General features: G+C 69.7%; 12 protein-coding genes. 9 read left to right on the top strand and 3 right to left on the bottom strand.

Translation table 11 applies throughout. The features are described 5' to 3' along the window. Window positions 1-15: 15 nt before the first annotated feature. Together ASF43_RS24315 and ASF43_RS24310 are read left to right on the top strand one after the other, a co-directional pair. Window positions 16-453, top strand: a complete 438-nt coding sequence (locus ASF43_RS24315; RefSeq protein WP_056187017.1) for an Hsp20/alpha crystallin family protein — start codon at window positions 16-18, stop codon at window positions 451-453. Window positions 454-477: 24 nt separating this feature from the next. Then, on the top strand, window positions 478-888 hold the full coding sequence (locus tag ASF43_RS24310) for an Hsp20/alpha crystallin family protein (RefSeq protein WP_056187014.1): 411 nt from the start codon (window positions 478-480) through the stop codon (window positions 886-888). 22 nt (window positions 889-910) lie between these two features. Here ASF43_RS24310 and ASF43_RS24305 read toward each other — a convergent pair whose 3' ends face one another. The 3 genes from ASF43_RS24305 to ASF43_RS24295 all read right to left on the bottom strand — a co-directional run bounded on the left by ASF43_RS24305 (window position 911) and on the right by ASF43_RS24295 (window position 3,840). Beyond that, on the bottom strand, window positions 911-1,534 hold the full coding sequence (locus ASF43_RS24305; protein WP_056187011.1) for a 2-hydroxychromene-2-carboxylate isomerase: 624 nt from the start codon (window positions 1,532-1,534) through the stop codon (window positions 911-913). Beyond that, window positions 1,534-2,742 (bottom strand): ABC transporter substrate-binding protein, encoded by a 1,209-nt coding sequence (locus ASF43_RS24300; protein ID WP_056187472.1) that lies wholly within the window; start codon window positions 2,740-2,742, stop codon window positions 1,534-1,536. Before ASF43_RS24300 ends, ASF43_RS24305 begins: the two co-directional genes overlap by 1 nt. Before the next feature lie 147 nt (window positions 2,743-2,889). Continuing rightward, complete coding sequence (locus ASF43_RS24295; RefSeq protein WP_056187009.1) at window positions 2,890-3,840, bottom strand: LysR substrate-binding domain-containing protein; 951 nt, start codon at window positions 3,838-3,840, stop codon at window positions 2,890-2,892. Between the two features lie 111 nt (window positions 3,841-3,951). On the opposite strand from ASF43_RS24295, the gene ASF43_RS24290 reads away from it, so the two are divergent. The 7 genes from ASF43_RS24290 to ASF43_RS24260 all read left to right on the top strand — a co-directional run bounded on the left by ASF43_RS24290 (window position 3,952) and on the right by ASF43_RS24260 (window position 11,364). After that, the gene (locus tag ASF43_RS24290) at window positions 3,952-5,304 is read left to right on the top strand and encodes an amidohydrolase (RefSeq protein ID WP_056187006.1); all 1,353 of its coding nucleotides are present in this window, start codon (window positions 3,952-3,954) and stop codon (window positions 5,302-5,304) included. Window positions 5,305-5,419: 115 nt separating this feature from the next. Then, window positions 5,420-6,616 (top strand): ABC transporter substrate-binding protein, encoded by a 1,197-nt coding sequence (locus ASF43_RS24285; protein WP_056187003.1) that lies wholly within the window; start codon window positions 5,420-5,422, stop codon window positions 6,614-6,616. A 10-nt stretch (window positions 6,617-6,626) separates the two neighbouring features. Continuing rightward, on the top strand, window positions 6,627-7,691 hold the full coding sequence (locus ASF43_RS24280) for an alcohol dehydrogenase (RefSeq protein ID WP_056186999.1): 1,065 nt from the start codon (window positions 6,627-6,629) through the stop codon (window positions 7,689-7,691). A gap of 222 nt (window positions 7,692-7,913) precedes the next feature. Continuing rightward, window positions 7,914-8,687, top strand: coding sequence for an enoyl-CoA hydratase (locus tag ASF43_RS24275; RefSeq protein WP_056186997.1), 774 nt, complete (start codon window positions 7,914-7,916; stop codon window positions 8,685-8,687). 104 nt (window positions 8,688-8,791) lie between these two features. Continuing rightward, window positions 8,792-10,030, top strand: a complete 1,239-nt coding sequence (locus ASF43_RS24270) for an acetyl-CoA C-acetyltransferase (RefSeq protein ID WP_056186994.1) — start codon at window positions 8,792-8,794, stop codon at window positions 10,028-10,030. 19 nt (window positions 10,031-10,049) lie between these two features. After that, window positions 10,050-10,754 (top strand): glutathione S-transferase N-terminal domain-containing protein, encoded by a 705-nt coding sequence (locus ASF43_RS24265; RefSeq protein WP_056186991.1) that lies wholly within the window; start codon window positions 10,050-10,052, stop codon window positions 10,752-10,754. Window positions 10,755-10,758: 4 nt separating this feature from the next. Next, window positions 10,759-11,364, top strand: coding sequence for a 2-hydroxychromene-2-carboxylate isomerase (locus ASF43_RS24260; protein WP_056186988.1), 606 nt, complete (start codon window positions 10,759-10,761; stop codon window positions 11,362-11,364). Window positions 11,365-11,378 lie beyond the last annotated feature (14 nt).

Raw genomic sequence — 11,378 nt, 5'->3', positions numbered from 1 at the left:
TTATGGAGGTTTCGCATGTACCGATCACTCTTTCCACGCGACATGGTTGCTGAGATGGATCGCCTGCAACGCGAGATGCAGCAGGCCTTCGATCTGTCTCCCAGCATCCGCGGCTTCGCCCGCAACGGCTATCCGGCCCTGAACGTGGGCAGCACGCCCAGCGCCATCGAGATCTATGCCTTCGCGCCCGGGCTGGACCCGGCCTCGCTGGAGGTGAACCTCGAACGCGGGCTGCTCAGCATCACCGGCGAACGCAAGAGCAGCCTGCCGCAGGCCGACAGCAAGACGGCGGTGCACATCAACGAACGCTTCGCGGGCCGTTTCCGGCGCGCGCTGAGCATGCCGGACGATGCCGACCCCGACGGCGTCGAGGCCCGGCTGCGCGACGGCGTGCTGCACATCACCGTCCGCCGCAAGGCCGCCGCGCAACCGCGCCGCATCACCGTGCAATGAGCATCGCCAGCAAGGAGCAGAACCATGGACAAGCCAACCCGTGAAGTACAGACCGCAGGCAAGGACGCCAGCCCCGCACGCCCGGGCGGCGCGCAGTACACCGACCAGGCCCTGACGCCACCCGTGGACGTGGTGGAGGACGCCGGAGGCATCACCTTGTACGCCGACCTGCCCGGCGTGCCGCGCGACAAGCTGCACCTGGAGGTGGAGGCCGACACGCTGACCATCGAGGCCGAGGCCGCGCTGACCGTTCCGCAGGACCTGGTGTCCAGCCACACCGAAGTGGGCCTGGCGCGCTTTCGCCGCGTGTTCACGTTGAGCAAGGAGCTGGACACCGAGAAGGTGCAGGCCGAACTGGCACACGGCGTGCTCAAGCTGCGCATTCCCAAGGCGGCCCACGCACAGCCGCGCCGCATCGAGGTGCAGGTGCATTGAGCGGCCCACGGCACGGCGGCGCTCACCAGCCGCCGCGCCGCAGCCAGTCGTCCAGCAGCGGCAGGCGGTCGGCGCCCCAGAACATCTCGCCGTCCACGACGAAGGTGGGGGTGCCCCAGACGCCAGCGGCCACGGCCGCGTCGGTCTCGCGCCGCAGCCGCGCCTTGGCGGCCGGCTGCTGCACGGCGGCGGCGATGTCCAGCCGCGCCGGGTCCAGCCCCACGTTGGCGGCGGCCTGCGCCACCTGCTCAGGCGTGTTCGGCGGCGTGGCGCGCACATGGTGCCATTCGAAGATCTCGCGTGCGAAGCGCCGGGCCAGCGCCGGGTCCAGGTCGTGCAGCAGCCAGAAGCCGCGCAGCGCGTTGGCGCTGATGAAGTTGGCCAGGCCGCCGGACTTGAACGGCACATTGAACCAGCGCGCCATGCGCGGCACGTCGCGCTTGTAGTAGTCGCCCTTGAGCGGCACCTCCAGGAAGGGCCGGGTCTGGCCCAGGTGCTCCTGCATGATCCCGCGCATGTAGAACGCGCGCCAGCGCACGCTGCGCCCGTGGCGCGCCGCCAGCTCCTCGATGCGCGTGGACGCGAAGTAGCCGTAGGGCGAGAGGAAGTCGAACCAGAAGTCGATGGGGGCGGCGGGAGCGGCCATCAGAACCCGATCACGTCGCCCACGTTGACGAACTTCTCGCCATCGAAGCGCGTGAGCTGCATGGCGCGGATCACGCGGTAGTCGTCGGGGCTGGTGTTCACGCGGATGCCGGGGATCAGCAGCGGCAGCTCCACGTTCTTCAAATGGCTGGCCTGCTTCATGACGTTCTCGCGCGTGAGCTCGTCGCCGCATTGCCGCAGCACATGCACCATGAGCTGCGTGGCGCTGTAGCCGTTGTAGCAGACGCGGTCGGTCGGGTCGCCATCGGGGTAGTACTGCTTCATGAAGGCCAGGTAGTCCTTCACGCCCTGGTCGTCCTTCCAGCGCGGATCGCTCGGGTCCTTCCAGTAGGTGGCCGAGTAGATGCCGGTGGAGCGCTCGCGTCCGGCCGGCACCATGGTGGTGTTCACGCCCGAGGCCGAGCCGATCAGGTAGTACTGCGGCTTCCAGTCCAGCTCGTGCGACTTGCGGATGGCCTGCAGCGCCTGCTTGGGCAGGCTGATGTTCATGAACACATCGGCGCCCGAGGCCTTGAAGCCCACGATCTGCGAATCCACCGTCGGGTCGGTCGGCTCGTAGGTGGCCTCGGCCACGATCAGGTTGGCCTTGCTGCCCAGGCCGGCCTTGAAGCCGCGCAGGAAGTCGCGGCCGTAGTCGTCGGACTGCGACAGCACGGCGATCTTCGCGTTGGGTTTGGTCTTGAGGATGTGCGTGGCATAGACGGCGCCCTCCACCTCGTAGCCGGCCAGAAAGGCCATGGACCAGGGCGCGTTCCTGGGGTCGATGAAGCGGCTGGCACCCGTGGACAGGAACAGGTGCGGCACCTTCTTCATGTTCATGTACTTCTGGATCGCCGCGTTCGGCGCCGTGCCGAGCTGGTTGAACATCAGCAGCACGTTCTCGGACTCGACCAGCTTGCGCGTCATCTCCACCGTCTTGGGCGGCGAGTAGGCGTCGTCCAGGCTCAGGAAGTTGATCTTGCGGCCGTGGATGCCGCCCTCCTCGTTGATCTTCCTGAAGTAGGCCGCGCTGGTCTTGCCGAACACGCCGAAGGCCGAGGCCGGGCCGCTGTAGGGCACGGTGTGGCCGATGCGGATCTCGGTGTCGCTGGCGCCTACGTCGTATTTCTTATGCGCGCGTGCGGGCACGGCATGCAGCATGGACGTCGAGGCCAGCGTGAACAGGGCGGCGCGGCGGGATAGGCGCATGGTCATTGTCTCCAGGGGTGGGCCGGTCTGCGCCGGCGGTGGAGCGCAATATGGCGCCACGGCGGGCAGCGGCCCATGGCCGAATCGACCAAACCCGTTGGCCGGAACGACCAAGCCACGCCCTCTGCGGGGAAACCCCGATGCCGGTCAGCCGCGCGCCGCGGCCGCCGCGGCCAGGTAGTCGATGAGCTGCGCCAGCGCGCCATGGGCGTCCACCGTGCGGTACAGCATGCCCAGCGGCTCGATCGGCGCGTGCAGGTCCAGGGCGAGCTCGACCACGTCGGCACGGTCGATGCGGTCCAGCACGGTCTGGGGCACGGGTGCCACCACGCCGGGCTCGGCCAGCACCACGGGCAGCAGCGCCGGGGCCAGCACCTGCACCGCATGCGCGCGCGGCGCGGCCGGCTCGCGCGCCCAGGCCGCATCCAGCGCCTGGCGCACCGCGTAGTGCGCCGGCGGCAGGATCCACAGCGAATCGGCCAGGTCGCGCAGCCGCAGCCGCTTGCGGCCCGCGGCCGGGTGCGTGCGACCGGCGATGACCACCATGCGGTCGCTGCGCAGCGGCCTGAATGCGTAGCCCGGCGTGGCCTGCGCCGGCCGGCGCAGCAGCACCAGGTCCAGCGCACCGCCGTGCAGCGCGGCCGTGAGCTGGTCGATGCTGCCCTCGTCGATGGCCAGCCGCAGCCGTGGGAACTGCGCACGCAGCCCGGGCAGTGCCGGCCGCAGCACGCTGGCCAGCGCCGCCACGATGGCGCCCACGCGCAGCGGCGGCGGCTCCTGCGCGCCGAGCATGCCCAGGGCCTCGGTCGTGCCACGCAGCGCATCGATGGCGATGCGCGCATCGCGCGCCAGCAGGCGCCCGGCCTCGGTGATGCGCATGCCGCGCGCATGCCGCTCGAACAACGGCTGGCCCAGCAGGTCCTCCAGCTCGCGCAGCAGCTGCGTGGCAGCGGGCTGGCTGATGTGCACGGCCTCGGCCGCGCGCCGCAGGTTGGAATGCGCGGCCAGCGCATCGACCAGCCGCAAGTGGCGCAGGCGCAGCCGCGCGAGCAGGCGCTCGTGCAGCACGGCGGGCGGTGTCGGCAGGGTACTGGCCATTGATCGGGATTGCCTATCGCTCGATGCGAATCTGATTGGACGCCGATCGTAGCGCGGCCTATTCTCGCCAGCACTTTTCGCCCCGACCGTTCTTCTCGAAAGGATCTCTCCATGCCCCGCCGCCGCCTGCCTTCTACGCGCCAACTGCTGCTGCCCGCCGCCCTGGCCACCCTGTCGCTCTGTGCCGTCGCCCAGACCCGGCCTGCTGCGCCGCCGGCGGCGCAGGCGCTGTACCCGCTGATTGCGCAGAGCTCCCAAGCGATCGAGCACAAGGTCATCGCCTGGCGCCGCGACATCCACCAGCACCCCGAGCTCGGCAACCAGGAAAAGCGCACGGCGGCCCTGGTCGCGGCGCACCTGAAGACGCTGGGCTTCGAGGTGCGCGAAAACGTGGCCGTGACCGGCATCGTCGCCACCCTGAAGGGAGGCCAGCCCGGCCCGGTGGTCGCGCTGCGCGCCGACATGGACGCCCTGCCCGTCAAGGAACAGGTGAACCTGCCCTTCGCTTCCAAGGCCCGTGCCACCTGGGACGGCAAGGAGGTGGACGTGATGCACGCCTGCGGCCATGACGGCCATGTCGCCATCCTGATGGGCGTGGCCGAGGTGCTGGCCGGCATGCGCGACCGCTTGCCCGGCACCGTGAAGCTGCTGTTCCAGCCAGCCGAGGAGAAGCTGCCCAACGGCGAGATCGGCGGCTCGCGCCGCATGCTGGCCGAAGGCGCGTTCGACGCGCCCAGGCCGGAGGTGGTCTTCGGCCTGCACCTGATGTCGGTGGGCAACACCGGCATGATCGGCTACAAGAGCGGGCCCATCCTCGCGGGCTCGGACGCATTCAAGATCGACGTGAAGGGCCGGCAGACGCATGGCTCGCAGCCCTGGGCCGGGGTCGACCCCATCGTGCTGGCCTCGCAGATCGTGGTGGGCCTGCAGACCATCGAGAGCCGGCAGGTCAACGTGACGCAGGAGCCCTCGGTGCTCAGCGTGGGCTCCTTCCACGCCGGCAGCCGCTACAACATCATTCCCGACGAAGCGAAGATGAGCGGCACGCTGCGCACCTACGACGAAGGCATGCGCCAGTTCATCATGAAGCGCATGGGCGAGACCGCCTCGCTGATCGCGCAGAGCGGCGGCGGCACGGCGCACGTGCATTTCGAGGCCGATGGCTACGCCGCCACCGTGAACGACCCCGCGCTGACCGCCAAGATGGCGCCCAGCCTGGCGCGCGTGCCCGGCGCGCGCGCCGAGGTCATCCACAAGAGCACGGGCGGCGAAGACTTCTCGTTCTTCGCGCAGGCCGTGCCGGGCCTGTTCGTGTTCATCGGCGCCACGCCGCCGGGCCAGGATGCATCCAAGGCCGAGCCCAACCACTCGCCGCGCTTCTTCATGGACGAGGCCGCGCTGCTGGTGGGCGTGCGCACGCTGTCGCATCTGACGGTGGACTACATGGCGCAAGCGCGCCCGTAACGCGGCTGCGCAGGGAAAACCCGTGCCAGGCGGGCGACTCGTCGGAACGGACGATGCGGCCCGCGCGCTGGCCGGTGCACGATGCGCGCTGCACCGCATCGCGGGAGGAGACAACATGAAGAACAGCCTCACGGCCATCGCCCTGGCCACCCTGGCACTGGCGGCCGGCGCGCAGACCAGGCCGGCCCCGGTCAAGATCGGCGTGCTCACCGACCTGACCTCCATTTACGCCGCCATCGGCGGCAAGGGCCTGGTGGACGCCACGCGCATGGCGATCGAGGACTTCGGCGGCAGTGTGCTGGGCGCGCCGATCGAGATGGTCTTCGCCGACACGCAGAACAAGGCCGACGTGGCCGCCTCCAAGGCGCGCGAATGGTTCGACACCCAGGGCGTGGACATGGTGACCGACCTGCCCTCCTCCGGCCTGGCGCTGGCGGTGAGCAAGCTGGGCGAGGAGAAGAAGAAGATCGTCATGGTCACCAGCGCCGCCACGTCGGAGCTGACGGGCAAGAGCTGCACGCCCACCACCGTCCACTGGACATACGACACCTACGCGCTGGCGCGCAGCACGGGTGCGGCCACGGTGAAGGCTGGCGGCGACAGTTGGTTCTTCCTCTCGGCCGACTACGCCTTCGGCCAGGCCATGGAGAAAGACACGACGGACGTGGTCAAGGAGCTGGGCGGCAAGGTGCTGGGCAGCGCGCGCCACCCGCTGGGCGCGTCGAACTTCGCGTCCTTCCTGCTGCAGGCGCAGAGCTCCAAGGCCAAGGTCATCGGCCTGGCCAATGGCGGTGGCGACACCATCAATTCCATCAAGGCCGCCAGCCAGTTCGGCATCGTGCAGGGCGGCCAGCAGATGGCGGCGCTGCTGGCCTTCCTGACGGACGTGAAGGCCATTGGCCTGAGGCAGGCCCAGGGCCTGATGCTGACCGAGGCCTTCTACTGGGACCAGGACGACAAGACCCGCGCCTGGTCGCAGCGCTTTTTCAAGCGCAACGGCGTCATGCCCACCATGACCCAGGCCGGCACCTATGGTGCCGTCACGCACTACCTCAACGCCGTGAAGGCCACCGGCACGCGCGACGCCGACAAGGTCATGGCGCAGATGCGCGCCACGCCCATCAACGACTTCATGACCGTGAACGGCAAGCTGCGCGTGGACGGCCGCGTGGTGCGCGACATGCACCTCTACCAGGTCAAGACGCCCGCAGAATCCAAGGGCGAATGGGATCTGTACAAGGTGGTCGGCACCACGCCCGGAGACATGGCGTTCCGACCTCTTTCACAAAGCGAATGCCGTCTGGCGAAGTAAGGAACCCGACATGATCAGCTACGACCTCACCGCGTTCGGCGCCCCGCTGGAGCGCAACGAGCGGCCCACACCCCAGCCCCAGGGCAGCGAGGTGCTGGTGCGCATCCTGGCCGCTGGCGTGTGCCACAGCGACATCCACATCCGCCACGGCTACTACGACATGGGCAACGGCAAGCGGCTGAACATGGGCGAGCGCGGCGCCACGCTGCCGCTGACCATGGGCCACGAGATGGCCGGCGAGATCGTCTCCGCCGGCCCCGACGCGCAGGGCGTGCAGGTGGGCCAGCGCGTGGTGGTCTACCCCTGGCTGGGCTGCGGCCGGTGCAAGGTCTGCGCGCGCGGGCAGGAGAACCTGTGCATCGCCGGCAAGGCCATGGGCGTGTTCGCGCCGGGCGGCTACAGCGACCACATCATCGTGCCGCACGCGCGCTACCTGATCGACATCGGCGACATGGCGCCCGAGCAGGCTGCGCCCTGCGCCTGCTCGGGCCTCACCATGTACAGCGCCATCGGCAAGATCGACCCGGCGGTGCTCAAGGACGAGCACGTGGTGGTGTTCGGCGCCGGCGGCCTGGGGCTGATGGCGGTCGGCCTGCTCAAGGCGCTGGGCAACCCCGGCGCCATCGTGATCGAACCCGATGCGGCCAAGCGCGCGGCGGCGCTGAAGGCCGGCGCCGCGCACGCCATCGACAGTGCAGCGCCCGACCTCATGAAGCTCGTCAAGGCCGCGGCCGGCGGCGCTGTGTGGGCCGCGCTGGACTGCGTGGGCACCGAGCAGACCGTGGGCACGGCCATCGCCATGCTGACCAAGGGCGGGCAACTCGTGCAGGTGGGCCTGTTCGGCGGCAAGATCGAGATCGCCACGCCGTCGATGCCGATGAAGGCGCTGAGCTACCAGGGCTCGTACGTGGGCAACCTGGGCCAGTTGCAGGCGCTGATGGACCTGGCCAAGGCCGGCAAGGTGCCGGCCATTCCCATCGACGCACGGCCGCTGGACCAGGCCGAGGCGGCACTGCAGGACCTGGAGGCGGGCAAGGTGGTGGGGCGGGTGATGCTGCAGCCTGCGAGAAGCTGATTCTCTTCACTCCCTCTCCCCCTGGTAGAGGGTCGGGGTGAGGGCTGGCGGCGCCCATCCTGCCGGCGCCGCGCAGCGGCTGCGCAGCGCGCGCTCAAGCGGTGGATCGCATTCGACCGTCATCGCCGTGGCGATGTACTCCGTTGGTTCTGGCCCGACGCATCGCCCGGCATTCGTCGCTTGCGACGATGCGGTCCACGGCACAGGCCGCCACACTGCCGCATGACCATCCCTACCGAGCTGCTGCAACTCTCCACCCCGCACCCAGGCTGCGTCTGTCTGACATTGAACCGCCCGCAGGCCATGAATGCGTTGTCGCGCGCGCTGCGCCAGGAACTGGCCGACTCCATCGACCAACTCGCCACCGACGCCAGCCTGCGCGTGCTGGTGCTCACGGGTGCCGGCCGCGCCTTCTGCGCCGGGCTGGACCTGCGCGAGATCGACGGCAGTGCGCTGGGCGGCAATGAGGCCGACCCCGTGGCAGCGCTGCTGCGCTTTCCGCGGCCCGTGATCGGCGCCATCAACGGCGCGGCGATCACGGGCGGGTTGGAACTGGCGCTGGCCTGCGACGTGCTGATCGCCTCGACCGAGGCGCGCTTTGCCGACACCCATGCGCGCGTGGGCGTGATCCCGGGCTGGGGCCTGTCGCAGAAGCTGCCTCGGCTGATCGGCATCGCGCGTGCCAAGGAGATGGCGTTCAGCGGCAACTTCGTGGGCGCCGAGCAGGCCGAGCGCTGGGGGCTTGTCAACCGCGTGGTCGCACCCGAAGAACTGCTGCCGCAGACCTTCGCGCTGGCTGCCGACATGGCCGGCGCGCTGCCCGACATGGTGCTGGCCTACAAGCAACTCATCGACGAGGGCTTCGCGGGCACGCTGGGCGATGGGCTGGTCATGGAGCGGGCGCGCTCGCGCGACTGGGCCGCGGTGCTGACGGCCGATGCCCTGCGGGCGCGCGGGGCTGCGGTACAGGCGCGCGGACGCACGCAGGCGCCTTGACACCCGCGCGACAGGTTCGTCCGTTCGGACGATGACACCGCCCCCCGCCCCGGCTACGCTGCCCGCCTGATCCATCGCACCGCTCCAACCGCGAGCCTCACACCATGTCCGACGCATACATCATCGACACCTGCCGCACGCCGCGCGGCATCGGCAAGCAGGGCAAGGGCGCCCTGGCCGACCTGCATCCGCAGCACCTGGCCGCCACCGTGCTCAAGGCCCTGGCCGAGCGCAACCAGCTCGACACGCGCGAGGTGGACGACGTGATCTGGGGCACTTCGACCCAGCGCGGCAAGCAGGGCATGGACATGGCGCGCATGGCGCTGCTGGACGCCGGCTACAGCCACCTGGCCAGCGGCGTGACGCTGGACCGCTTCTGCGGCTCGGGCATCACCTCGGTGAACCTGGCGGCGGCCACCGTGGCCGCCGGCTTCGAAGACCTGGTCATTGCGGGTGGCTGCGAAATGATGAGCTACACCGCCACGCTGGCCGACCCGACCTCGCCCAACATGATGGACGCCGGCAACCTGCACCTGCGCCGCACGGTGCCGCAGTCCCACCAGGGCGTGTGCGCCGATGCCATCGCCACGCTGGAAGGCATCCCGCGCAGCGCGCTGGACGAGCTGGCCTACCTGAGCCAGCAGCGCGCGGCTGCCGCCATCGAGGGCGGGCACTTCCAGCGCAGCCTGGTGCCCGTCTACCGCGAAGACGGCAGCCTGGCGCTGGACCGCGAGGAGTTCCCGCGCCCGCAGACCACTTTGGCCGGCCTGGCTTCGCTCAAGCCAGCCTTCGAGCAAATGGCCGAGCGCGTGCTGGACGAGCAGGGCAACACCTATGCCGGCCTGATCCGCCAGGTCTTCCCCGAGCTCAAGATCCATTACGTGCACCACGCCGGCAACAGCTCGGGCGTGGTCGACGGGGCTGGCGCCCTGCTGCTGGCCTCTGGCGCCTATGCCAGGAAGCGTGGCCTCAAGCCCCGCGCGCGCATCGTGGCCATGGCCAACATGGGCGACAGCGCCACGCTGATGCTCAACGCTCCGGTGCCGGCTGCGCGCAAGGTGCTGGCCAAGGCCGGCCTGACAGTGGACGACATCGACCTGTGGGAGATCAACGAGGCCTTCGCCGTGGTGGCCGAGAAGTTCATCCGCGACCTGAAGCTCGACCGCGCCAAGGTCAACGTGAACGGCGGCGCCATGGCGCTGGGCCACCCCATCGGCGCCACGGGCTCGCTGCTGATCGGCACGCTGCTGGACGAGCTGGAGCGGCGCGACCTGAAGCGCGGCCTGGTCACCATGTGCGCGGCCGGCGGCATGGCTCCGGCCATCATCATCGAGCGCGTGTAGCCGCGGCTGCCGGGCCGCCATGATCGACCTGCACTACTGGCCCACGCCCAACGGCTGGAAGGTCAGCATCTTGCTGGAGGAATGCGGCCTGCCCTACCGCGTGCTGCCCGTGAACATCGGCGCGGGCGCGCAGTTCACGCCCGAGTTCCTGGCGATCAGCCCGAACAACCGCATCCCGGCCATCGTGGACCATGCGCCAGCAGGCGGTGGCGCGTCGCTGGCGCTGTTCGAGAGCGGCGCCATCCTGCAGTACCTGGCCGAGAAGGCCGGCCGCTTCCTGCCCACCGAGCTGGCGGCGCGCTATGGCGTGCTGCAGTGGCTGGCCTGGCAGGTCGGCGGGCTCGGCCCCATGGCCGGGCAGAACGGCCACTTCCTGCTGTACGCGCCCGAGAAGATCCCCTACGCCATCGACCGCTACGGCGCCGAGGTGCGGCGCCTGTACGGCGTGCTCGACCGGCAACTCGCGCACACCGGCGCCTGCATCGCGGGCGACTACTCCATCGCCGACATCGCCACCTTCCCCTGGGTCATGACGCACAAGGCGCAGCAGCTCAGCCTGGACGACTGGCCGCATGTGAAGCGCTGGTATGCCGAGCTGCGCGCCCGGCCGCAGGTGCAGGCGGGCCTGGCTGTGGGCAAGGCGCTGCGCCGACCAGCCGGCCCCATGGACGAAGAGACACGCCGCCACCTGTTCCGCGGCACGTCCGCAGCACCACAAGATTGAAGCCATGCCCACCCTCGAATTCTTTTTCGACATCTCCAGCCCCTGGACCTACCTGGCCTTTCACAACATCCAGCCGCTGGCGCAGGAATGCGGCGCCACCATCCGCTGGCGGCCGTTCATGGTCGGCGGCGTGTTCAACACCGTGAACCCCACGGTCTATGAGTCGCGCAGCAAGCCGGTGCCGGCCAAGCAGGCCTACCTGGGCAAGAGCCTGAAGGACTGGGCGCGCTGGACGGGTGTAGAAGTCAACTTTCCACCCACGGTGTTCCCGGTCAACAGCGTGAAGGTCATGCGCGGCTGCCTGGTGGCCGATGCACAGGGCCAGCTGCCCGCGTTCGCACGCGCGGCCTTCGAGGCCTACTGGCAGGGCGACCAGGACATTGCGCAGGACGACGTGGTGCGGCAGATCTGTGCGCGCGCCGACATGGACGCCGATGCGCTGCTGCAGGCCATCGGCGAGCAGGCCATCAAGGACGCGCTGCGCGCCAACACCGAAGACCTGATCGCGCGCGGCGGCTTCGGCTCGCCCACCATCTTCGTGGGCGGTGGCGACATGTACTTCGGCAACGACCACTTGCCGCTAGTGCGGGCCGCGCTGCTGCGGCCTTAGCGCTGCCGGCGCAG

It is taken from the genome of Pseudorhodoferax sp. Leaf267 (assembly GCF_001422405.1).
Classification (GTDB): Bacteria; Pseudomonadota; Gammaproteobacteria; order Burkholderiales; family Burkholderiaceae_C; genus Pseudorhodoferax.
This window is presented reverse-complemented; position numbering and strand designations above follow the sequence as displayed.